Here is a 22,923-nt window from a genome sequence, read left to right as displayed (position 1 = left end):
TCCCTGTGGGCCGTGGCCTTTCGGGGATGCCGGGCTGTTCTGCCTGAGTGGGGCTCGTCTTTTTTAATGTAAGAAATATGTAAAAGATTGGGCGGACCTGGGCGCTGTGTTGACCGTCGTGGGCGGTTTGGGCTATCCGCTAAGCTTTGTTTTGTCATGTTATTTGATGCTGCGGGTTTAGTAATCTCTTAAGTCATGAAGCAACCCTTTCTTCTGATCTCGGCAACTGCCTGTCTCCTTTGCGCTTTGTTGGCATTTACCTGTGACCGTCTGGTAGATGTCCGCGGTTTCCAGCTCGCGAGTCTCGTTCTTGCCTCATGTGGCTTCATTTGCCTGATGTTACAGAGGCGGATGCCGAGTCGCTAGTCGTCTCCGCATTTTGATCTATGCCTCCGCTTCGTTTAGGCGTGAGTGGCGATACTGCTTCGGAGACAGACCGCTCTGCTTTTTAAACCATGCGGAGAAATAGTGGATCTCGGGGTATCCGCAGGCTTCTGCTATTTCCGAGATACTGCGGTTTGTGCTTTCGAGCATCTGGCGAGCGCGCTCCAATCGTAGCTGGGTGAGCTGCTTATGTGGGCTCGTCCCGTAATGTGTGACGAATGCCAGTTCGAGTGTGCGGCGAGAGCTTCCCACCTGCTGGGCGATTTGATTGATGTCGAGTGAAGGATCCTGCAGGTGATCCCGGATGTATTGGGTGGCGCGTTGGGCGATGCGGCCCCGTCCCTGGGCTAGGCTGGACTCCCGTGCCACCAGTTCGATTGCATCGATCAGGTATTCACGAATCATGTCTTCACTCCCGTTCAGGGCGCGTTCCATACACTGGGCCGCTTGCTTGCCGATTTGCCGTGCGGGGATGCTAAAACTACTGATGCCGATCCCCGCAAAGACGGACTCCGAGGCGTCATCGTCGGTGCCCAGCACGAGTAAGTCTTTGCCCAGGACCCGTCCTGACTGCTTGGCGGCTTGGATGACGCGCCGGGCGAGTCGGTCGTTGGTGCAGTAGATGCCTTCCGGGCGTGATTGATGGTCTCTTGCTGCGAATTGTTGCTCAATCGGTAACTGAGAGGACCAGCGTGTGACTGGCTTCTTACCTTGAGCCGTTTGGAAGCCCTCCCACCGGAGCTCGGTCGCATAGTGCATGGAATCCGCGTAGAAAGCGAGGTGTTGTGCGCCCTGTTCCAGTAAATGACGGGCGGCTAAGACCCCCATGTAGCTGTCATCCACACTGACTGACGAGACTGTGTCGATTTTGGAGAAATGGTACAGGTTGACGGCCTGGACGCCGGTCTCTTTCAGTCCGCTTAGCCAGCGGTCGCTGACAAAGGTCCCGATCGCTCCATCCAGCCGGCCTGATTGCGCAAGTTCCATGAGTCGGGCTTCAAAGCCGAAATTCAACGGTACCAGTTGCCAGTCGAGTCGTCGTGAGTACAGGTAATCGTTGATCCCGTTGAAGATCTCGGCGGCGTGCCGGAAATTCAGGTCGGAGGCGATGGCCACAATCTTTGGACCTTGTTTCATTGGTTTTGCGTAAAATAATAAATAAATTTACGCAAATACGAAAAGACAACTGGTCTCGTGTCTGCTAGAATACGTTTAACATGAAAAAAGCTCTCATTACTGGCATCACCGGGCAAGACGGTTCTTATCTTGCCGAGCTCCTGCTCGAAAAGGGGTACGAGGTTCACGGCATCATCCGTCGTGCATCCACGTTTAACACCGACCGTATCGATCACCTGTACAAGGACCCGCACATTAACGGCACTAAGATGTTCCTGCACTATGGCGACTTGGCAGACGGGGTGCAAATGGTGAAGCTACTCTATGATCTCAAGCCCGACGAAATTTACCACTTGGGTGCCCAATCGCACGTGCGTGTGTCCTTTGACGTGCCGGAATATACCGGCGACGTGACCGGCCTCGGCACACTTCGTATTCTTGAAGCCATCCGTGAAGTCGGTTTGGACAACAAGTGCCGCTTCTACCAAGCCTCCTCTTCCGAGATGTTCGGTTTGGTGCAGGAAGTGCCGCAAACCGAAAAAACACCGTTCTATCCGCGTTCGCCCTATGGTTGTGCCAAAGTCTATGCCTACTGGCTGACCGTGAATTACCGGGAATCGTACAATTTGCACGCGACCAACGGTATCCTCTTCAATCACGAGTCGCCCCGCCGTGGTGAGACTTTCGTCACCCGTAAGATCACCCGTGCCGCGACCCGCATCAAGATGGGGCTGCAGGACAAACTCTACCTGGGTAACCTCGATGCCCAGCGCGACTGGGGCTACGCCAAGGAATATGTCGAGGCGATGTGGCTCATGCTTCAGCAGGACAAGGGTGACGACTACGTCATGGCAACCAACGAAACCCACTCGGTGAAGCAATTCGTGCAAGAGACCTTCGGGCTGTTGGATCTCGATTGGGAAAAGTATGTCGAATACGACAAGCGCTATGAACGCCCGACTGAGGTGGATCTTCTGATCGGCGATCCGTCCAAGGCGAAGAAGCAGCTGAACTGGGAGCCCAAGGTGCGGTTCAAGGACCTGGTCAAGATCATGGTTGATGCTGACCTCGTACTGGCCAAGCAGGAGCTTGCCTACAAGCAGGCTGTCGAAAATATTTAATTGAGCCTTATCTCTGATTCCTACGCCCTGCTCTGAATCCGGAGCGAATAACATGTGTACTTCAGTGTCTGGATTAAGGTTAGGAGTCGGAGGGGGGACATAGATCGGGAATTGCTGCATGAATAAGACTTCCAAGATATACGTGGCCGGTCATCGCGGGATGGTTGGTTCCGCTGTGGTGCGTGCCCTGAAGGCGCGGGGATTTGAGAACATCGTGACCCGCAGTCGCAAAGAGCTGGACCTGACCAGCCAAGCGGATGTCCGGGCGTTCTATGCTGAAGCGAAACCGGATGTGGCGGTGATTGCCGCGGCCAAGGTCGGTGGGATCCACGCCAATAACACCTATCCGGCGGAGTTCATGTTCGAGAATCTGGCCATTGCCCAGAACACGATCGACGAGGCCTACCGTGCCGGAGTCGGGCGTGTGCTCTTCCTCGGCAGCACTTGTATTTATCCGAAATTCGCCGAGCAGCCGATCAAAGAAGATTCTCTTCTCACGTCGCCGCTGGAGCCGACCAACGAGGCCTACGCGATCGCCAAGATCGCGGGTTTGAAAATGTGCCAGTTCTACCGTCGTCAATACGGGGTCCTGTTTCATTCCGCTATGCCGACCAACCTTTACGGTCCCGGGGATAACTACCATGCGCAGAATTCGCATGTGTTGCCGGCCCTGATGCGCCGCTTCCACGAAGCCAAGGAAACTTCGGCTCCCGAAGTCGCGATCTGGGGCACGGGCACACCGCTGCGCGAGTTCCTTCATGCGGACGACGCTGCGGATGGTATCCTGCACTTGCTGCAGCTGGATAATCCGCCGGACTGGGTGAACCTGGGCTGCGGGACCGATATCTCGATTGGCGACCTGGCGCGACTGGTCATGACCGTGACCGGCTACCAGGGCGAATTGACTTTCGATACCAGTAAGCCCGACGGCACGCCGCGAAAGCTGACTGATATCTCGCTCATCAAGTCGACTGGCTGGGAGCCTAAGATTCCGATCGAAGAAGGCGTGGCGATGGCCTACCAGTCATTCCTGAAGGAGCAGGCTGACGGTACGCTCCGGGAGTAGCGGGCAGCCCTGCCTTCAGCGCAGCGGTTGTTAACAAAAACGTTGTGCCGGGGCTCTGATGGATGGAAATTTTCACAACCGCTTCGCTAGAGGAGGGAGGTTGAGGGAGGAGGATATCAAGCTATTCCGGTAAAGCGAGTCTTCGGATACCTTCCTTTAGATGCACGACATTGAAGTTGATTAGCAATCCAACTTTGCAACCGGTTAGTTTCATGTAGGTCATGAGCTGAGCCTGATGGATCGGTGCGAGTTCTTTGACGACCTTCAGTTCGACGATGACTTTGCCATCTGCGATTAGGTCGAGCGCGAAGTCGTCATCCAGTTCCAGGTCCTTGTATTTGAGTTGGAGTTTTACCTGCCGCTTTACCTCAATCCCGCGTAAGCTCAGTTCATGCGCGAGACTTTTCTCGTAGATACTTTCGATCAGTCCCGGCCCCCAGTAACTGTGGACTTCCATCGCCGCACCGATGATTTTTCCAGTTAGTTCCGTATATTCATCCATGCCTGTTTTTATGCTTCAACGAGCTGCCTGTGGCAACACCAACCCAACCCTCTCTCTCCCTCGCCCGTAGGGCTCTCTAGCGCAGCGGTTGTTAACAAAAACGTTGTGCCGGGGCTCTGATGGATGGAAATTTTCACAAGGTGGGAGATTTCGGGAGGCTCCGGTCGAGGGGGAGTCATCTCGCTTCACTAAGTTCTTGATGGGCAAGCCGCTTCTTTCGATTGATCGAGCTATGCATCTGTGACGATCTGGAAGCAAAAGCGGTGGTCTTGGACTTGGAACCCAGGACAGAATCACTCAACACCGATACCACTACCTAAGTCACTCAGTTCGGGAGAACGAGACTGACCTGCTGTCTGTCGGGACCGTCTCTCCCTACACCTCGCCCGACTTGTCGCAGCGTCGTTCCGGAGGACGTAGGCGGACGGGCTCTCTAGCGCAGCGGTTGCATAACCTCCATACGCCTACAGGACTGCCAGCACGGCGGCCTTTAATGCCGCGATGCGTAATTCCAGCGGAAAGCTGGACGGGGTCTCCAGGGTGTAGTTCAAGCCTCCGAATTTCTGCTGGAAATAGATGGCTTCGGGATGTCCCTCCTCCAGCTGGGGGAGTCGCTCCGGGCAGATCAGACCATTGGCTGCCGCTCGGCCGTCGATCTCAGCGGCCGTTTCGGTTGGAAGGTAGGCTAGGGTGGACTGAAGGATGGTGTTGGCATAGCCCGGCTGCTTGCCGAAATTGAGCTCGTAGAGGTAGAAGCCCTTGCTTTCCCAGTCTTCGTGCAGGTGTAAGCAGGTGTCCAGCGAGTCTAGTCGGGTCGTGGCCCAGCGGCAGTGGCTGCGGATCTCTTCGCTTCTGAAGTCCCGGTAGTCGCGGTTCAGGTCGATGCCCTCGTGATTTTCGCGGGTATCGGCTTCATAGCCGGCAGGATTCATTAGTGGGCAAATGGCATAATGGTGCTGGTTGGGAAGCTGCTTGGCTTCCAGGAGGTCCAGGAGCGCAAGCGGGCCGGCCGGCTCATCTCCATGGATGCCGGCGGACAAGTAGACCTGGCGGCCGGTGGCGTCACCCTCTCGGGTATAAGCTTGAAGTGGCCACGAACCGATCCGACCGTAGGTTTCGACTTGGAATCCGGCAGCCTTGGCGGCGGATTCCAGCTGTCTTAGCAACTGATCGGCGTTGACTCGTTTTATCATGCTGTTTCTGTGCTCCGTTTCGGTCTTTCATCAGATCTACACAGTTTTTATTAAATCTCAAATCTCTGTCATGTCACACGTACGCGTTCGATTTGCTCCCAGTCCCACCGGTTTCTTCCATATTGGAAGTGCCCGTACTGCCTTGTTTAACTGGCTCTATGCCCGCCATACCGGTGGCACCTTCGTGCTCCGGATCGAGGATACCGACAAGGCCCGGAATACCGAAGAGGCGCTGCGCGTGCTGATCGACGGCATGCGCTGGCTCGGGCTCGACTGGGATGAAGGTCCCGAAGTCGGCGGCGATTATGGCCCGTATTTCCAGAGCGAGCGCCAGCCGGTCTACGACGAATACCTGCAAAAATTGAAGGATGCCGGCCGCACCTACGAGAAGGACGGGGCCATCTGGTTCAAGCTGGAAGGCGAGCGCTACACCACCTATGACGATTTCAAGAAGGCCGAGGTCGAAAAGGTGAAGACCGAGCCGGTCGTGATTGAGGATGCCGTGCGTGGACGCGTGGAGCGTCGCGAGGAGATGGATTTCGTGATCGTGCGCCGGGACGGCAGCCCGGTGTTCCACTTCGTGAATGTGGTCGACGACATCGCCATGGGCATCACCCACGTGATCCGCGGGGAAGACCATCTTTCGAACACAAGCAAGCACGTCGAGCTCTTCAAGGCCTTCGGTGTCGAGCCGCCGGTCTTTGCGCACATCCCGCTGATCCTCAAAGAATCCGGCCCGGGCAAAATGAGCAAGCGCGACAAGGGTGCCCTGATCGAGGATTACGAAAGCCGCGGTTTCCTCGCTGCCGCGGTACGCAACTATATCTGCCTGTTGGGCTGGAATCCCAAGGATGACCGCGAGAAGATGGACATCGGTGAAATCATCGAGCTCTTCGACTTTCCCGGAATCAACAAGGGCAATTCCCGCTTCGACGAGAAGAAGCTCTCCGCGCTCAACGCAGAATATCTGCGCGAGATGAATATCGAGAGCTTCACCTTCTTGGCACGCCCGATCCTTGCAGCCGCTGGCGTGGTCAGTGAGGAGGAGAGCGAAGACTACCTGCAGGCAGTCCTTGGACTCTGCCAGCCCAAGGTGAAGGGCCTCGATGACCTGCCGGAATTCGTCGGCTATTTCTTCAAAGACGAGTATCCGATGGACGAGAAGACCGGTGAACGGATCGCCAAGAAGGCCGATCCCAAGGCCCTTCTGGCGGAAGTGGTTCCGGTTCTGGAGGGCGTCGAAAGCTTCGATGCGGATGGTCTCCACGTCGCGCTGGAAACCCATGCCGAGGCCCAAGGCCAAAAGGTCTTCGCCTATTTCCCCGCGCTACGCTACGCGGTGAGTGGCCAAGGTGGCGGTCCGGACCTCTTGCCCATGTTGGCAGTGATGGGCCGCGACCGTGTGCTCGGCCGGATTCGTCGCTTCATCGAAGCATCGTAGAATTTTGTTCTCAGGTGGTCGGGTTCGATATCCTTATCGAACCGCTTTTATGTGAGCTTGATTTGGTTTGTACGGGCATTCAACGGTGTCCAGGCAGCCAGTCACGCCGATGCCATTGGCAAAGGCGGATCCCGCCCGGATACGATCATGTTGCAATGGAACTAAACTAGGGCGGGGACGCCCTAGCTCCGTTGTGGTAGACTGCTTTACGTCGCGCAGAGTCGAAGTCTCGGTGTCCGGGCAGCCAGTCACGCCGGTGCCATTGGCAAAGGCGGATCCCGCCCTGATACGATCATGTTGCAATGGAACTAAACTAGGGCGGGGACGCCCTAGCTCCGTTGTGGTAGACTGCTTTAGGTTTCGGCCGGGTGCATGTACTGACTTTCCTCTGTGATCTCCGCGCTTCGATCCCGGGCGATCAGCATGTAGATCGAGGGTAGGAAGATGAGTGTGAACAAGCTGCCGATGGCCATGCCGCCGACAAGGACGAGACCGATGGAGTTGCGTGCTTCCGCACCGGCGCCAGTGACCAGGGTGAGGGGAAAGTGGCCTGCAACCGTGGCGACCGTGGTCATGAGCACCGGGCGCAGTCGGACTTCGGCGGCTTCCTGAATGGCCGCCAGCTTGCTCCGTCCTTCCTTTTGCAGCTGGTTGGCAAACTCCACGATCAGAATCCCGTTCTTGGCCACCAGTCCAATCAGGGTGACCAGCCCGACCTTCGAATAGATGTTCAGGCTGGTGGTCCAGCCGTCGGTCCAGAAGGACAGGTTCGGATTCATCATTTTCAGGAAGGTAAATGTCAGCGCGCCAAACATGGCGAGCGGGACGGAGCCCAGCAGGATAATAAAGGGATCCCGGAAGCTGTTGAACTGTGCCGAGAGCACGAGGAAGATCAGGATAATGGCCAGGCCGAAGGCGGGCAGGAAAGTATTGCCTTCGCTGCGGAGTTGGCGGGATTCGCCGGCGTAATCAATCCGGTAGCCGTCGGGAAGAATTTCCGCTGCCGTTTCCTCGAGAAACTTGAGGCCCGAGTTCAGCGGGCCCTTGTAGACGCCGCTCAGCTTGACCGCATTGAACTGTTGGAAGCGGTTGAGGGAGCGTGGCTGTACGCTTTCCTCCATGCTTGCAATCGTGCTGAGTTGGATGAGCTTTCCTTCCGGGCCGCGCACATAAATATCCTGGAGTTGCTCCGGAGAAAGGCGTTCCACCCGTTCGATCTGCGGAATGACCTTGTAGCTGCGTCCGTCGATGTTGAAGCGGTTGACGTAGGCGCCACCGACCAGCGAGCCGAGGTCGGCCCCAATGTCGCGCAGATCGAGTCCGAGCGTGCTGACCATGTCCCGGTCGATCTTGAATTCGGTTTGGGGTTGGTCGATTTTCGTATCCACCAGCGTGAAGGCGAAGCGGCCGCTGGCCATCGCTTTGCCCTGGATCTGCTTTACATACTCGAGGATTTCAGCGGGTTCCGCGGTGGAGGCCACGATGAATTCGACGGGGAAATCGCTGCCTCCGGGGAGGGCGGCCGGTGTGGTCGGAAAGATATCAATGCCTGCGATCTGCGAGAGCTCTTGCTGGAGGATGGGTTTCAGCTCGAAGGTTGTGCGCTCACGTTCGCTCCAGGGATCGAGTGCGACACCGCTGAATCCAAAGGTCGGCGTCGTGAATTGGAAGATGTGGCGTCCTTCCGGGATCGAGCCTAGGATCTCCCGTGCCTCATCGGTATAACGCACGGTTTCCTCCAGCGTATTGTTGGCGGGGCCGTTGACGATGCCGAATATTACCCCCTGGTCCTCTTCCGGGGCCAATTCATTTGACGAGAAGATGAACATGGGCACGCACATGAGGAAGAGTACGATCCACGCGGCATAGACCAGCCACCGTGTCTGTAGGCTCACCTTCAGGATGGAGCCGTAGACCCGGCGAATGTTGTCGAAGCCGTCATTAATACGCTTGGCCAGCCCCTTATGCTCGCCGCTTTTCAAGAGTTTCGACGAAAGCATCGGGCTCAAGGTCAGGGCCACGACGGAGGACACGACGACGGCACCCGAGAGGGTGAGGGCAAATTCGCGGAAGAGCGAGCCGGTCAGCCCGCCTTGGAACGCGATGGGCAGGTAGACGGCGACCAAGACGAGAGTGGTGGCAATGACCGGGCCGATCAGCTCCCGTACGCCATTCAAGGCTGCGGGCATAGGTGCCATCCCTTCCTCCAGGTGGCGTTCGATGTTCTCGACCACGATAATGGCGTCGTCGACCACGATGCCGACCGAAAGCACGACGGCCAGCAGGGTGAGCAGGTTGATGGTGAAGCCCAGCATCTGCATCAGGAAAATCGCGCCGATGAGTGAGATCGGGATGGCGACCACTGGGACCAGGACCGTGCGGATCCGCCCCATGAAGAGGAAGATCACCGCCATCACAATCAGCAAGGTCTCGCCCAAGGTCTTGGTGACCTCGTGGATGGCTTCCTTGATGTAAATGGTCGAGTCGTAGCCGATGTCGGCTTCGATGCCTTCGGGGAGGGCCGCCTTGATTTTTTCCAGTTCGGCCCGGACGTCCGTGAGGACATCCACGGTATTGGCGCTCGGCAGGACATGGATGCCCATAAAGACGGCTTTGTCGCCGGAGAAGCGGACTTCCGCATTGTAGTCCTCCGCCCCCAGTTCGACCGTGGCAATGTCCTCGATGCGGATGATGGTGTCGCCTCGGTTCAGAACGGACAGCTTCTCAAAATCCTCGACCGTGTTCAGGTCGGTATCCGTGGTGAGGTTGACCGTGACCAGGTTTCCCTTGGTCCGGCCGACAGCGGAGAGGTAATTGTTGGCGGCCAGCGCATTCCGGACCTGGGATGGGTAGATCCCCAGTGAGGCCATCCGCTGAGGGTCGAGCCAGATGCGCATGGCGAAGGTCCGTCCGCCCAGTATTTCCGCCTCTTGCACCCCGGCGATGGCGGTCAAGCGCGGCTGTACCACCCGTACCAGATAGTCGGTGATCTCATTGCCTTCGAGGATCTCGGAGGCGAAGGAGAGGTAAGCCGAGGCGCGCTCATTGTCGGCCGATTCCACCGTGATGATCGGGACTTCGGCTTCCGGAGGCAGATCGCCCCGGACTTCGTCCACCTTTGCGCTAATCTCCGCCAAAGCTTTGGTGGAGTCGTAGTTCAGCTCCAGGCGCACGGTAATGGTCGACATGCCCAGCTTGCTCTCCGAAGAGATGTAGTCGATCCCATCCGCCGTGGCGATGGCGCGCTCCAGCGGGGTCGTGATGAACCCGCGGACAAGCTCGGCATCCGCCCCGATGTAGACCGTGCTAACGGTGACCTTGGCGTTTTCGTTGCGGGGATACTGGCGCACCGTCAGTGACGAGATGGCCTGCAGGCCGGCAATGACGATCACCAAGCTGACGACAATGGCCAGCACGGGACGCTTGATGAAGATATCGGTAAAGGCTGTGGGCATCACTCGAGTGCGTGTTGGGGCGCTCGCTTAGGAGTTGGCTGGCTTCGGGGCCAGCTTGGGTTTCGGTGTGTTCTCGTTGTCGATGTTCACCGGGGTATTGTTCCGCAGTTTGAATGCGCCGGCCGAGACGACTGCGTCTCCGTCTTCGACGCCTTCCAGAATCGAGACGTAGTCGCCCTGCGTACGGCCCAGGCGTACGAAAAACTGCTTGGCGATCAGCCCTTCGCCTTCTTCGGCAGGTAGTACTTTGTACACCGAATTCCCGAAGGGAGCGTAGAGAATGGCAGTTGCCGGCACGACCAGCACTTCCTCCTCGACCGGTAAGATGATGCGCACTCGTACAAACAGGCCCGCTCGTAGCAAGCCCTCTGGGTTGTCCAGCGTGCCTTGCACCTCGATGGTGCGGGTGACCGGGTCGATTTCCGGGCTTAAGGCGGTTATCTGGCCTTCAAATTCACGGCCCGGGAAGGCATCGGTCTCCAGAGTTACGGGGTAGTCGACTTCGAGCCTGGACAAGGCCTGTTGGGGGAGGGTGAAGTTCACGTAGACCTTGTCGTAGGATTGCAGTGCGACAATCGGTGCGCCCTGCGGGACGAACTGCCCCAGATTGATTTGTCGGATGCCGACGCGGCCATCGAAAGGTGCGGTGACGGTCTTCCGGTCGATCACGGCCTTGATGTTTTCCACGTCCGCGTTCGCCTTGTCCAAGTCGGCGACGGCGCTGTCCAGCTGGCTCTGGGGGACATTTCCGCTTTCGCGCAGGCGCTTGGCCCGCTCGTACTCCAGGGCCGCCAGTTTGGCGGTGGCTTCAGCCGCTTTCAACTGCGCCTTTTCCACGTCAATGTCCAATTGTACAAGAAGGTCTCCGGCCTGGACCCGCTGGCCGTTCGTGAAATCGATCGATTTCACGATGCCGGAGGCCTCCGCTTCCAAGGCCACGCCCTGTACCGGTTGGATCGATCCGACCGCACGCAGCGACTCGCCCCAGTTTTGCTTTTCCGCCGTAAAGGTCGAAATGGTGGAGGATGGAGGCTTCGTGGATGCCTCTGCGGCACCCATGACTTTAAATTGCAGTACCTTTGTGCCGACTATGGCGACAAGGGCGACAGCCAGGGCGGCCGCAAAGATGAGAGCGAAAGTGATCTTCTTTGACATGGTTAGGGCTTATCTCGTTCGAGGCACAACTCAGCGCGCAAATGCTGAAAATACAAACACTTGTTTGAGCTTTTCAGCGAAAAGAGGGCCTGTCTTGCGCCTGCTCGAAAAAAATCTGAAAAACTCAGTTGACGCGCCCTAAACGAAAACCCTTAATCCCGCGTTTTCCAACCAAGGCCAGATAGCTCAGTTGGTAGAGCAGAGGACTGAAAATCCTTGTGTCCCCAGTTCGATTCTGGGTCTGGCCACCATTTTTATAAAGCCCGTATTTCGAGAGACTTACGGGCTTTTTATTGTCTCGAATCTGGTAGAATAATACACCTCGCAACATATTGCGTGGGACTTCGCTTGAGAATCGGGGGACAACGTGGAACTTTCCGGCCTTACGTCTGCCAGAATATCCGGAAGGACCGGATTCTACCTCACAAGCAAGCCTATGAAACTATCTCGATATGTCTTACCCCTCTGCTGCATGCTGGGGTCTTTTGCTGCCTCGCTTCAGGGGCAAACCGTATTGAATTCCGATTTTGAACCCGCGGGCCCGACGGAGAGCTGGCCGGCCGGCTGGCCGCAACCGGCGGGTGCGACCTGGGAAGCTGAAGCGGGGAACCACTTCATCCGCATGACCAGCCAGGAGCCTGGCAAGATGATCATGCTCTATACTGAAATCAAGATTCCCGCAGGCGTGCAGGCGATTGACTTCAGCTGGAAGCAGCGAATCACCGGATTGCAGCGTGGCGACAAGTCCTGGTTCGATGCCCGCATCATGATCGAGTTCATGGATGCGAATCGTAAAAAGCTGGGACCGACGCCACGTGCGCCCAATACGAGCAAGGACACTCAAGGCTGGGTGGCGAAGCAGACTTCCTTTTTGGTTCCGGAAGGCGCCGTCCTGATCAAATTCATGCCCTGCCTCTTCAATGTGAAGGCCGGCGTCTATGATCTGGATGATATGCGGATGGTCGCGACGGACCCGGTTCCTTTGCGCGAAGCCGCCGCAGAAGCCAAGGCAGCGCGTGAGGCAAAACAGAGCGCCGAGGCGGCAAAGCGTCAGGGCAAAGCCGCCAAGATTTTGGCGGACACCGGCAATATTATCCTGAATGGCGACATGCAGGCGGACGGCAATACTGATGGCCGCCCCGACCACTGGGGTAAATTGAAGGCAGGCCTGAGTTACGAGAATGAAGCCGGGGACCTATTTTTGCGCATCCAGTCCGACAATCCAGAGAAGATGGTCATGTACTACAGCAAGATCGATATCCCGGCCGGTGTCGATGCCTTGGAGATGTCCTGGGATTGGCGCCTGACCAATATCAAGAAAGGCTCTCAGCCCTGGCACGATGCCCGGGTGATGATGAAATTCCTGGATATCAACGGCAAGAAACTGTCTGGGGGCGGTGATACCTACAGCAAAAGGTCGACCGATGGCTGGCAGCACCGTAGCCGTAAGATGCTTGTTCCGGAGGGCGCGGTTTCACTCGAGCTGATGCCCACGCTTTTCAATGTCAAATCCGGTATCATGGATCTCAATAACCTGAAGCTCGCTCCCATTGATGCGGAGCCGTTACGGGTCGCCAAGGCGAAAAAGGATGCGGAGCGTGCCTTCCTGCATGCGGACGCGGAAGCGCCGAAGAAGGAGAATTGGCCTTCGGAACTCCACGTGGAGGGCAACCGTCTGGTCAATGCCGAAGGCGAGGAAGTCTGGCTGCAGGGCTCGAATGTACCGAGCATGGAGTGGAACCCCGCAGGTGAAAATATTTTGAAGTCGATCCAAGTCGTTCTCGATGAGTGGAACGGCAATGTGATCCGTCTCCCCGTGAAGGAGGAATACTGGTTTGGCGAAGGCGGCGAGGCGTACAAGAAGCTGATCAACGATGCAGTCGTGATGGCTGCCAACCGCGGCGCCTATCTTGTGCTCGACCTCCACCGTTACCGTTCGCCGCGTCAAGTCCATGCGGACTTCTGGGAGGAGGCGGCCACCGTCTATAAGAACCACCCGGCCGTGATCTTCGATTTGATGAATGAGCCGCACGGCACCACCTGGGAAATTTGGCGCAACGGCGGCTTTGTCGCCGACAAGAAAAAGGAAGGGGATGAAGATGCCTTCCTCAGCGAGATTGAGAAAAAGATGAATGCCCGCGGATTCGAATCCATCGGTATGCAAGCCCTGGTCGATGCGGTGCGTTCGGTGGGTGCCCGTAATATCGTAGTGGTCGGCGGTCTGGACTATGCCTATGACCTTTCCGGCATCCTGAACGGATTTGCGGTCGACGATCACGGTGGAAACGGGGTGATGTACTCCACCCACGTCTATCCATGGAAGCGCGGCTGGCAAAAGAGCTTCCTCGATGTGGCCGAGAAGTACCCGATCCTGGTCGGGGAAGTCGGTGCCGATGCCAAGAAGATGAATTTCATGCCGCACGATATCCAGGAGGATTGGGATACTTGGGTGCCTGACATGCTGGGCCTGATCCAGAAGCACAAGCTGAACTGGACCGCCTGGTGTCTGCACCCGGGGGCCAGCCCGCGGATGCTGGTGGACTGGACCTACACGCCGACCCCGTTCTGGGGACAACAGGCGAAGGACGCGCTTTCGGGTCAGGAGTTCGAGTTCAGCGGTCGCCTACGCTAGCTGTTCCGTCTGCATATTTTTCAAAGCTCCTGTCTCCTCGCGAGACGGGAGCTTTTTACGCTCTGGCCTCGATTCCTGAAAAAGATGCACTTCAACGCTTCCCACGCTCACGAGGCCCCTGCTGTGGGGGACTCGTCAAATCGGCTTTGGATGGGAAACCATTTGAGTTAGCGGTCGCCGCCTTTAAGCTCTCAGCTGTTTTTGTGATGAATCCTGAGGTCTTTAGTCGAAGACCTTTGTCGGCATGTGCAACTTATTGCGCTGTCATGTTCTTGTTAAATCCCGAATTCATTTAATGCTCTGAAAATTGACGTCTTTGTCTCTCTTCGTAGCTTCTCTACCTCATTTCCCATCTAAACTCCACTCTAGTAGGAATTCGTATTGGTTGGAGGATATTAATTTGAAAGGGGCATACTAAAAAATCTTCATTTAATGCGACGACTTAAATTAACAGACAAGCTTTGCTTGGGCCCTGACACGAGTACTCGGGAGGGGTTCGCGATCATTGTGGCTCTGAGCTTACTCTCTGTCATTCTCCTGTTGCTGTTGGGGCTTGTTGCGATGACGCGGGTTGAGTCGACCGCTGCGAGTATGAATCTTCAACGCCTGCAGGCGCGTCAGAATGCCTTGCTGGCTTTGAATCTCGCAGTCGGTGAATTGCAACAGCTTACGGGGCCGGATCAGCGCGTTACGGCCACTGCAGATATCGCTGCCGAAGCAGATGGATCCCGTCTTGCCGCGGGCGGTGTTGCGAAAAACACCCAATCGGTGAATGGGACTTCGAATGGCCTTAGCGAGAGTGGTGCCCCTTCGGTTCAGACTGGCAGCCGTTGGTGGACCGGTGTCTGGGGACGTGCCGGCACCTCTTACAGCATACCTGCGAATTCTATCTATGAAGAGACGCCCAGTCCTGTTCTATTGAACTGGTTGGTTAGTGGTAATGAAAACAACGTATTTTCGGTCGACTCGGATGGTTGGGTGGTGAGTTCGGATCCGAGCAGTTTTACTCCGGGGGATTCGATTGACTGGTCGACGGCCGGCTTAGATCCTGCGGATCCGGCATCATGGAGCAGTTCTACGAGCTACGCGGGTTTGGAAATTCAGGCATCCGGTCAAAAAGCGGTTTTACTGGTCGGTCCCGGCACCGCCGGTGTGAACCCCATTGATGGAGAGAATGCCAGTGAGCGCTATGTCATTGCACCGATGCAGGATATTGCCGCAAATTCCGGCACAAATAGCCCCTCCGGTCGCTATGCCTGGTGGGTCGGCGACGAGGGGGTCAAGGCATCTTATGCGCTGAATGATCCCTACGCCGGATCTGAAAGTCCCGATGCCAATAACAGTGCTGGAGCCGAGGCACGCTTGAGGCTGATGAGTGCGGCCAGGTCCGGTATTGAAATGCTTCCCGGTTGGGACACTTATCCGGGGGCCGATGATGCGAGCGCAGCCGAATACTTCACTCGCTTCAATGCGATGAGTCAGGCGAAGCTGATTAGCCCGAATTTGACCGATGAGACCATTGCGGAATCTTTTCATGACATCACGCTGTACTCCAAGGGCTTACTTACGGATGTGCTGAACGGTGGATTAAAGACCGATCTGACCTATTATTTCGAATCATCCAGCAACTGGAATAGCTCATCGCTCAAAGGGAACGCGATCATTGAGGATAGCTATTCACCTGATTGGGGGAGCGGGAATTATGCGCCCAAGTGGGATTGGTTGTATTCGTTTTACAATACGAATCCCAGTCTGGCTTCACAGAGTCTGACGATACGTCCGGAGACTGCGACGGAACTGAGCGTGTCTCCCATCATCACCCAGCTCCGGATGATCTTCTTTACCGAGGATCCACGAATCAACAACGTCAAGACTCTTCCTGCTGGAGAGGATTTTACGCTGCCGTTGCGGTGCAATATTGCGATCGTTTTGGCGAATCCATATAATTTTTCGCTCAATGTGCCTGCCGATGAGCTTGAATTCGTTCTTAAAAATGACGGAAAAGCCAACCTTGATCGCGGGTTGATCATCCGCGTGGCAAGAGGTCAGGGGAAGGGAACAACTCTCGCAACCTACGGGATCTTGCGGGGGCCGGATAATACAACGGAGACCACCGGCATGTTGGACACGGTGAAGCTTACGGTGCCCAATTCCTTCACCATTGCTCCGGGGCAAACGGTGACGCTTGCCGTCGAGGGGAATCATCAGGTCCTGAGCGGCAACAACGATCCGGTGGATGATCCTGTGAATACCATCCAGCTTTCAGTCCGGACCGCGAGCAATCCTATCTTGACGAGCAACTATTTCTCTGCCGCCGACACACTTGATTTTAGCACCTATGATTCAACCGGATCGTTCAGTGATGTCGCTGCGACCCTTTTTCAATACGATAGTGATTTCAACCTGACAATGCGTAGTCCTACGAGTGAAATCTACCAACGCATTGAGCACTTTAGAATAGGAAAGGGATCGAACCAGGTTATTTCCTTCGCCGGTACCGTTATGGGAAGCGCGCATCTCAAATTCATTGCGCCAGCGCAACGTACCATGGATTGGACCTCACCCAGTTCATTAAAATACGAATTCAGCTATTATGTGACGAGCCGGCCTTTCCAGGATTTCAATATTCGCTCGAAAACAATCTCGAATCCAAATGTCTATTACAATGGGGGGGATAATGTACTGAATTCACCTCCTTCGTATGGCGCTGGTGTGATTCGTAACATGGCTGGAGGTTCCGCTGGCACCAACATTTTTTCAGCATTCACCGACTCGTTGCATCCGGCCCAGTGGGCGGAAGATTTTAACGACGATATCCGCCAGTCGGCGCTATCCGGAGTGCTGTATGACTTTCCCCGCCGCTCTGCCGATCAGCTTCCGGTCGTGTCTCTGGCCCAATTGCAGCATGCAAATATTTCGACCGATGATGAGACTCTGGATGGTACGATCAACTTTGTGCCGGGCTATGCTGTTGGTAATTCGTATTTCAATCCTTTCGTGACGCGTGGTCAGTCCATCGAAACCCGCCGTAATGATTACTCATTGGCGACAAACGGATCTTCGGCCAGTACGCGGTACTTCGATCTATCCTACCTTCTCAACACGGCCTTGTGGGACAGCTATTACTTCTCCGGGATCCCGCAAAGCGGATCGGATTACGAGCCATTGAATTTGCGCTACCAACTGGAGCCGGATGCTACCAGTAATGATGCGCGCAGTCCGCAGTCCGCCGAGCAGCTGTCTGTGAAAGGGGCATTCAACATTAATTCCACCTCGAAGGATGCATGGGTCGCCTTGCTGAGTGGAATGAATGATTTGCGGGTGAATGATGATACGACTGCAGACGGTGTACCGTTTCCACGTACCCTTTGGCAAACACAGCACAGCGTGGATACATCGGGTAGCTTTCAAACCTCCGGGTCCGGGGATAATGCATACGCGGGGTATCGTCGATTAACCTCGTCTGAGATCGACCTGCTGGCTGGAGAGATGGTGAAGCGAGTACGTGCGAGAGGGCCTTTTGTCACGCTCTCGCAATTCATCAACCGGACGCTGGTGCCTGCCAGTGATGACTTTAATGAGGATATCAACGATGCGGATGGCGATGGGAATCTGGCTTCGCCTACGGTTCCCCAAGGGCGTGGTTTATCCGGTCCATTGCAGGCGGCAATTGACTCTGAAGCTGCGGGAATCAACAGCTTTATCCAGGTCGGTGGTATCCAGGTCGAAGCCGATGCGGCGGGCGAATATGGAGACCGGGTTCTTTTTAATGGAGAAGTTGCGAGTAGTTTGTCCCACAAAGCGGATTCCAATAATTCGCGTCGTGCTTACTTCTCGGATAAGGAGTTCGATAACCCTCATATCGAGTGGGATATGAATCAAAGTGCCAAGCCGGGGCCATATGGTCGAACCACGACGGCATCCGCCGCCTGGTTGATGCAAGGTGACATCCTGCAAGCGATTGGCTCTGCACTGTTGGCTCGTTCCGACACGTTCGTGATCCGAACCTATGGTGAAGTATTGAGTCCGGTCGATTCTTCAACGGCACTTGCCGGTGCATGGTGTGAAGCAGTGGTACAGCGAACCGTCGATTATGTCGATAGCGATGCCGATGCCGCTACTGACGGACCTTCCGCTCTCGGCGCAGCAGTGAATCGGGATTTTGGGCGTAGGTATAAGATTGTCAGTTTCCGATGGTTGTCGGCCGATGAGATTTAAGCTAAGTAGGAATTATGCGTAAGTTCTTCATTTCTTTTGTTTGCAGCTTGATTACGACTGTTGGCCTCTTTGCGCAGGCTGGTGCCGCTGCGGATGGACCGATTTCGGTTGAATTCGTGATTTACTCGTGGAAGTGCACTTTGCCGGAGCTTAATTATACAGGAAACCAGAAAATCGAAGCGCTTGGGGATCCATTTTCATTGACTGAGGTGCATACCTATACTGGCCCTCGTGAACTTGCTTTTTATAAAGGCCAGGTGGAGCCGGTTATTGCGGGTGGGGAGGCGCCGACACCGGTTGCAACCGTGGCGTTCTCCGCTGAATCCAGCAAGTACATCATTGTTACTGCGCGTGTGGCCAAGGATCGTTACCAAATGTATGCGATTCCGGTTGAGGATTCTAATTCAAATGAACCCTACATCCGGATGCATAACTTTACAGAGTATGAGTTGGCGATCCAGTATGATGGTCAGAAGGTCGTAAGGCTTGCGCCTTCGGCCGTCAACAAGGTCAATCTGGCCGGGCCGGCCACCGTTCTGCGTGTCGCACGGTTTCAGGACGGGCAATGGCTGAGAGCCTTCAATAACGTCGCTGAACTCAACGAATCCGGACCGAAAGACATTATATTTGCATCCGAAGGGACGCGTCCAGTAACGATGTTTAATTTGCCAAAATGGCCTGGAGCCAGCAAACCGGGTCAAGAAGGTACGGCGCTGGCTGAGTAATCTCACTATAGCTTTGCACTCGCTTTTAGGCGGAGTGAATTTGTACAATCCAAAATCGATGAAGGGTACGTTTCTGTTATTTTTACTCCTGTCTTCTGGACTTTTGAACCTGATACAGCCTCTGCAGGCACAGGTGGAGGCTTCCCCGCCTGCTCAAGTTTCTGTCGATTTCCGAATCCTCGCATGGAAAACCAATGTGCCGTCCTTGCGTTATTCGACGCGTGGCACGATAGAAGCCTTGGAGTCCTACTCCTGTTCCGAACCGCAGCATTACACGGGGCCGGAAACCTTGGCGTTTTACTCAAATAAGAAACGGCTGAGCCCTCAAAGAATACGTATGCAGGAGAATGCTGTGGCGAGTGTGGCCTTCCCACAAGGAGCAAGCCGTTTCACACTCCTTGCGATTCCGAAAGGGCGTCGTTCCTATCATCTATATGCGGTTCCCGAGAATGGAGAGTTGTTACCCCAGCGTTTTGTGTTGTTACACAATTTTACGGACTACGCGATCCGGATTGATTATAATCAAGGTGATCGGGTTCAGATTGCGGCCCAAGATACTGCATACATTCAACTGAACCAAGGCGCGACAGTCGTGCATGTTTCTTTCGATGACAAAGGAAAGTGGCGGAAGCTCTTTAACAATGTTGTCGAACTGAATAGTGAATCGAGGGCAAATGTCTTTTTTACGAAGTCGGCGGAGCGTCCGGTGACGATGATCCCATTGCCGCATTGGCCGGTCGATCCGGCGCAAGTCGAAATCCCTGAGCTTGAGATTGATTAGCTACACGGCTTTCTAGGTGAACCGCCGTCAAGGATCTGGGCTGAGTCTAGCACTGAAGGAGTGAGATTCGGCAGTGGCTTGGCATCCCTTGTGCAGAGATGTTTCGTATTAGGGTTTTCTCAAATTGATCGAGCTGTCGATTTGCTCGACATGCCCGTCGAAGAATAAGGTATTCCGGTAGTTCCCGTGCACCGGTTCAGTCGGCAGTGCGTCGCCCCAGGCACCGGGTGCGATCAAATCATCGACCTCGGTGAGCATGGGAGCGTTGGAGGGATCCGCGATCTGTGTGTAGGACTTGCCCCAGGTGGGTGCCTTGCGGGTCGTGCTGGTTGTCAACTCGACCGGAAGGAGCCCGATCATGCTGGGAGCCCCGTCCTTGCGACGCCCGCTTTCCCAGGCGGGCCAGGCTAGGGTGCCGTCATAGTCCATTTTGGATGCGGTCGTGCTCCAATTCTGGGCCCGGGGCACGTCCCAGTAGGAGCCGAACATGGTTTGGAAGCGCCGCGGGTCTCGGTTGTAGTAAGGGCCTTGCCCTGAGAACGGGTTGTTTTGAAAGGGGGCACCTGAAGGGAGGATGTTATCGTTATCCTGCAAGTACATCTGGAGGGCCATGCCGATGGTACGGATCTGGGTGGCGCATTGTGCGGAACTGGCCTTGGTTTTTACCTGGCTGACCGCAGGGATCAGGATGGATGCCAGGATGACCAGGATTGCTATGACCATCAGTAGTTCGATCAGAGTGAAGGCTTGGCGTGATCGTGTTTTTTGTGGTAGTAATGCGAAGTAGTCTCTCATGGGGGGGGTGCTTGGGTTAGTATAGCAACCTGCGTGATTTCAGGCGAGTCGCAATCTCTATTTCGCGCAACTTGTTGCCTTTTCGGAGATACCGAAACGAAAACGACCGGCGGGTCGAAGCCCACCGGTCGTTTGTATCAGAGTTCTGTGGATTATAAGGGCTGAATCGAGGCGAGGAGCGCCTCGACCGGTGCTTCGGCCAGGGCCACCACGGTATCGGCGGCGCCGTAGTACATTTTCACCATCCCGTCGTCTTCCAGGATAAAGCCGCCGGGGAAAATGACGGATCCGCGGAAGCCTTCGAGCTCGTACTTGGCTTCGGCGCGCAACAGCGGTTCCTTGCACATGCCGATGATCTTCCAGGGTTCATTGAGGTCGAGCAGCATGAGGCCGGCAATGTACTCCTTGCGCCAGGGGTTTGGACTCCATGCGTAGAGATCCTTCTCCTCGTCTTTCACCACCGTGTGGAAGGCGGTGAGCCAGCCCTTTTCGGTCTTGATGGGCGGGGCACCGGGGCCGATCTTGGCGTTGCCAAAGGGAACTTCCTCGGCCGCGAGTAGCAGTCGGTGGTTGCCCCAGTTCTCGCCGTCGGGGGAGTCGCTGATCCAGATGTCGAAGGATTCACGACCACCGCGCAGGTAGAGCGGGAAGGGACGGTCCAGACGAACGAGTTTGCCGTTCACGCGCTCGGGAAAGAGCACCATGTTGCGGTCTTCCGGCAGCGTGATATGAAGGAGGGTCCAGTTGCGCAGGTCTGTGCTCTTGGCGATGCCGCCACGGATACCATGGTGGGTATCCACCGCGAAGCAAAAATAGGCTTCCCCATCAATCACGGTGATCCGCGGGTCGTAGACACGGACGACTTCCTTGTCGCCGAAGCGTACGTCGTACTGGTCTTTGAGCCATTCGCGAATCTTTTGCTGATCGAAGACCGGTTCGGGGTCGACCTCCCAGCTGTAGCCGTCCTGGCTTCGGGCCAGTCCGACCCGGGTCAGATAAGCATCGGGTGCTTCTTTCGGGCCGGAATCCGTGCGGAAGAGCATGACATAGCCGTCGTCCCATTTGCAGACACCTGCGTTGAAGACGGACATGCAGTCCCATGGAATATCGTCCTCATGGAGGACAGGGTTCTTAGCGTAGCGTTTCATTGTGTTGGATCAGTAATTAATTTCAAAGGTGCTTATCTTAGGCGCTCGAACTCGAATTGTTCACCGGCCAGCGCGCGTTTGGCGAAATCGCCCCAGAAGGGACTGGGCGTGTAGTGGGCCCAGTCGGACAGCAGGACCGGAGTGGCCCAGGTATGGAAGGACCAAGCGGTCCAGTTCAAGCGGTATTGCTGGATGACGCCGAGCATGTCCGGCACCCAGGTATAAGGATCCTCCTGTAGGTCTTCCGGGATGAAGCTCATCTTTTTCACGTCCGCGCCGACTTCCCCGATGAAGATCGGGTGATGCTCGGCCGCATCGAGAAAGGCTTTCTGCCAGTTCCGTTTCCAGTTGTAGATGTGGGTGGAATACATGATTCCGTTTCCGGAGGGATCTTCCAGCGCGTAACCCTTCAGGATGCCGGAGAGGTCGTAGGCCCAATCCAGACCACCGGCGATAATGACATTCCGTGCGCCTGTGGCACGGACCGCCTCGACCATCTTTTGCATGCCCGGCGACTCGAATCCCCGGTTGGCTTGCATGGTCTTGTCATCGAGGAATCCGGCCTGGTTGATCTTGTCGGTATTCTCGGCGACGAAGCCGCCGTTGCGCCAGACTTCCCAGCTGATTTCATGCGGCTCGTTGATGATGTCGAAGAGCACGGCCGGGTGATTCTTGTAGAGGGTCGCGAGTTCCTGCCAGAAGGGGATCTGTTCCTGCTTGATCGCCCGGTAGCGATGGTGGTCGAGTACGATATAGGCGCCGCGGTTGGCGGCCGCTTGGACTGCGGCATCCACGATGGCCCGGTAGGCGAGTCCGCCGTCGGTTTGCGACTTGCCGCGCCCGTACCAGAAATCGTCCTTGATCGCCAGACGCACTACGTTCGCGTTCCAGTCCTCGATGGCCACGATGGTGGAGTGGACTGCACCATGGCCTTCCGGGATGATTTCGAGACCCGGTATCGCGACCCCCTGAAGCCAGACCTCATTGCCTTCCGGATCCGTCAGTCGGTTGCCGGTGACTTTGGGTGTCGCCGGCCAGTTTTCAGGTTGCGGCATTTCCGCAGGCGGATCCTTGGGATAGTCGCGGTCTTTCGTCATCCCCTGGCTGGGGGAGCCGCCCAGCGCGAGCAGGACAATGGCCAGGCAGGCGTACTGGCGTGTAAGGGCGAAGCGGATACGTATAAATGACATA

At 55.9% G+C, this 22,923-nt stretch carries 15 protein-coding genes and 1 tRNA gene; 8 read left to right on the top strand and 8 right to left on the bottom strand.

Annotation, left to right across the window (positions count from 1 at the left end):
* Nucleotides 1-384: 384 nt before the first annotated feature.
* Nucleotides 385-1,521, bottom strand: coding sequence for a helix-turn-helix domain-containing protein (locus O2597_RS00785; RefSeq protein WP_269522264.1), 1,137 nt, complete (start codon nucleotides 1,519-1,521; stop codon nucleotides 385-387).
* A gap of 80 nt (nucleotides 1,522-1,601) precedes the next feature.
* Between O2597_RS00785 and gmd the strand changes: the two genes are divergently transcribed.
* Nucleotides 1,602-2,621 carry a GDP-mannose 4,6-dehydratase gene (gene gmd, locus O2597_RS00780; RefSeq protein WP_269522263.1) on the top strand — a complete coding sequence of 340 codons (1,020 nt, stop codon included), beginning with the start codon at nucleotides 1,602-1,604 and terminating at the stop codon, nucleotides 2,619-2,621.
* Nucleotides 2,622-2,739: 118 nt separating this feature from the next.
* Nucleotides 2,740-3,687 carry a GDP-L-fucose synthase family protein gene (locus tag O2597_RS00775; RefSeq protein ID WP_269522262.1) on the top strand — a complete coding sequence of 316 codons (948 nt, stop codon included), beginning with the start codon at nucleotides 2,740-2,742 and terminating at the stop codon, nucleotides 3,685-3,687.
* Nucleotides 3,688-3,808: 121 nt separating this feature from the next.
* On the opposite strand, the gene O2597_RS00770 is transcribed toward O2597_RS00775, so the two are convergent.
* Complete coding sequence (locus O2597_RS00770; RefSeq protein ID WP_269522261.1) at nucleotides 3,809-4,189, bottom strand: GxxExxY protein; 381 nt, start codon at nucleotides 4,187-4,189, stop codon at nucleotides 3,809-3,811.
* Nucleotides 4,190-4,653: 464 nt separating this feature from the next.
* Complete coding sequence (locus tag O2597_RS00765; protein WP_269522260.1) at nucleotides 4,654-5,382, bottom strand: M14 family metallopeptidase; 729 nt, start codon at nucleotides 5,380-5,382, stop codon at nucleotides 4,654-4,656.
* A gap of 70 nt (nucleotides 5,383-5,452) precedes the next feature.
* On the opposite strand from O2597_RS00765, the gene O2597_RS00760 reads away from it, so the two are divergent.
* The gene (locus O2597_RS00760; protein WP_269522259.1) at nucleotides 5,453-6,823 is read left to right on the top strand and encodes a glutamate--tRNA ligase; all 1,371 of its coding nucleotides are present in this window, start codon (nucleotides 5,453-5,455) and stop codon (nucleotides 6,821-6,823) included.
* Between the two features lie 353 nt (nucleotides 6,824-7,176).
* Here O2597_RS00760 and O2597_RS00755 read toward each other — a convergent pair whose 3' ends face one another.
* Nucleotides 7,177-10,278 carry an efflux RND transporter permease subunit gene (locus tag O2597_RS00755; protein ID WP_269522258.1) on the bottom strand — a complete coding sequence of 1,034 codons (3,102 nt, stop codon included), beginning with the start codon at nucleotides 10,276-10,278 and terminating at the stop codon, nucleotides 7,177-7,179.
* Nucleotides 10,279-10,305: 27 nt separating this feature from the next.
* The gene (locus tag O2597_RS00750; protein ID WP_269522257.1) at nucleotides 10,306-11,433 is read right to left on the bottom strand and encodes an efflux RND transporter periplasmic adaptor subunit; all 1,128 of its coding nucleotides are present in this window, start codon (nucleotides 11,431-11,433) and stop codon (nucleotides 10,306-10,308) included.
* Nucleotides 11,434-11,608: 175 nt separating this feature from the next.
* Here O2597_RS00750 and O2597_RS00745 point away from each other — a divergent pair.
* From O2597_RS00745 to O2597_RS00725, 5 genes are all read left to right on the top strand, one after another.
* Nucleotides 11,609-11,684, top strand: a tRNA-Phe gene (locus tag O2597_RS00745).
* A gap of 185 nt (nucleotides 11,685-11,869) precedes the next feature.
* Nucleotides 11,870-14,065 (top strand): glycoside hydrolase family 5 protein, encoded by a 2,196-nt coding sequence (locus O2597_RS00740; protein ID WP_269522256.1) that lies wholly within the window; start codon nucleotides 11,870-11,872, stop codon nucleotides 14,063-14,065.
* A 591-nt stretch (nucleotides 14,066-14,656) separates the two neighbouring features.
* Nucleotides 14,657-18,283, top strand: a complete 3,627-nt coding sequence (locus O2597_RS00735) for a hypothetical protein (RefSeq protein ID WP_269522255.1) — start codon at nucleotides 14,657-14,659, stop codon at nucleotides 18,281-18,283.
* A 14-nt stretch (nucleotides 18,284-18,297) separates the two neighbouring features.
* Nucleotides 18,298-19,008 (top strand): hypothetical protein, encoded by a 711-nt coding sequence (locus O2597_RS00730; protein WP_269522254.1) that lies wholly within the window; start codon nucleotides 18,298-18,300, stop codon nucleotides 19,006-19,008.
* Nucleotides 19,009-19,042: 34 nt separating this feature from the next.
* Nucleotides 19,043-19,789 (top strand): hypothetical protein, encoded by a 747-nt coding sequence (locus tag O2597_RS00725; protein ID WP_269522253.1) that lies wholly within the window; start codon nucleotides 19,043-19,045, stop codon nucleotides 19,787-19,789.
* Nucleotides 19,790-19,897: 108 nt separating this feature from the next.
* Here the strand turns inward: O2597_RS00725 and O2597_RS00720 are convergent, their stop codons facing one another.
* The 3 genes from O2597_RS00720 to O2597_RS00710 all read right to left on the bottom strand — a co-directional run bounded on the left by O2597_RS00720 (nucleotide 19,898) and on the right by O2597_RS00710 (nucleotide 22,922).
* Nucleotides 19,898-20,584 carry a prepilin-type N-terminal cleavage/methylation domain-containing protein gene (locus O2597_RS00720; RefSeq protein WP_269522252.1) on the bottom strand — a complete coding sequence of 229 codons (687 nt, stop codon included), beginning with the start codon at nucleotides 20,582-20,584 and terminating at the stop codon, nucleotides 19,898-19,900.
* 152 nt (nucleotides 20,585-20,736) lie between these two features.
* Nucleotides 20,737-21,732, bottom strand: a complete 996-nt coding sequence (locus O2597_RS00715) for a glycoside hydrolase family 130 protein (protein ID WP_269522251.1) — start codon at nucleotides 21,730-21,732, stop codon at nucleotides 20,737-20,739.
* A 32-nt stretch (nucleotides 21,733-21,764) separates the two neighbouring features.
* Nucleotides 21,765-22,922, bottom strand: a complete 1,158-nt coding sequence (locus tag O2597_RS00710) for a glycoside hydrolase family 5 protein (RefSeq protein ID WP_269522250.1) — start codon at nucleotides 22,920-22,922, stop codon at nucleotides 21,765-21,767.
* Nucleotide 22,923 lies beyond the last annotated feature (1 nt).

Source organism: Coraliomargarita parva, assembly GCF_027257905.1.
Classification (GTDB): Bacteria; Verrucomicrobiota; Verrucomicrobiia; order Opitutales; family Coraliomargaritaceae; genus Coraliomargarita_A; species Coraliomargarita_A parva.
This window is presented reverse-complemented; position numbering and strand designations above follow the sequence as displayed.

Bases quoted from the DNA above. Each gene is read 5' to 3' on its own strand.
- O2597_RS00755 (WP_269522258.1), bottom strand. From the start codon at position 10,278: ATGCCCACAGCCTTTACCGATATCTTCATCAAGCGTCCCGTGCTGGCC.
- O2597_RS00710 (WP_269522250.1), bottom strand. From the start codon at position 22,922: ATGTCATTTATACGTATCCGCTTCGCCCTTACACGCCAGTACGCCTGC.
- O2597_RS00750 (WP_269522257.1), bottom strand. From the start codon at position 11,433: ATGTCAAAGAAGATCACTTTCGCTCTCATCTTTGCGGCCGCCCTGGCT.
- O2597_RS00760 (WP_269522259.1), top strand. From the start codon at position 5,453: ATGTCACACGTACGCGTTCGATTTGCTCCCAGTCCCACCGGTTTCTTC.
- O2597_RS00720 (WP_269522252.1), bottom strand. From the start codon at position 20,584: ATGAGAGACTACTTCGCATTACTACCACAAAAAACACGATCACGCCAA.
- O2597_RS00715 (WP_269522251.1), bottom strand. From the start codon at position 21,732: ATGAAACGCTACGCTAAGAACCCTGTCCTCCATGAGGACGATATTCCA.
- gmd (WP_269522263.1), top strand. From the start codon at position 1,602: ATGAAAAAAGCTCTCATTACTGGCATCACCGGGCAAGACGGTTCTTAT.
- O2597_RS00730 (WP_269522254.1), top strand. From the start codon at position 18,298: ATGCGTAAGTTCTTCATTTCTTTTGTTTGCAGCTTGATTACGACTGTT.
- O2597_RS00785 (WP_269522264.1), bottom strand. From the start codon at position 1,521: ATGAAACAAGGTCCAAAGATTGTGGCCATCGCCTCCGACCTGAATTTC.
- O2597_RS00735 (WP_269522255.1), top strand. From the start codon at position 14,657: ATGAATCTTCAACGCCTGCAGGCGCGTCAGAATGCCTTGCTGGCTTTG.
- O2597_RS00775 (WP_269522262.1), top strand. From the start codon at position 2,740: ATGAATAAGACTTCCAAGATATACGTGGCCGGTCATCGCGGGATGGTT.
- O2597_RS00765 (WP_269522260.1), bottom strand. From the start codon at position 5,382: ATGATAAAACGAGTCAACGCCGATCAGTTGCTAAGACAGCTGGAATCC.
- O2597_RS00770 (WP_269522261.1), bottom strand. From the start codon at position 4,189: ATGGATGAATATACGGAACTAACTGGAAAAATCATCGGTGCGGCGATG.
- O2597_RS00740 (WP_269522256.1), top strand. From the start codon at position 11,870: ATGAAACTATCTCGATATGTCTTACCCCTCTGCTGCATGCTGGGGTCT.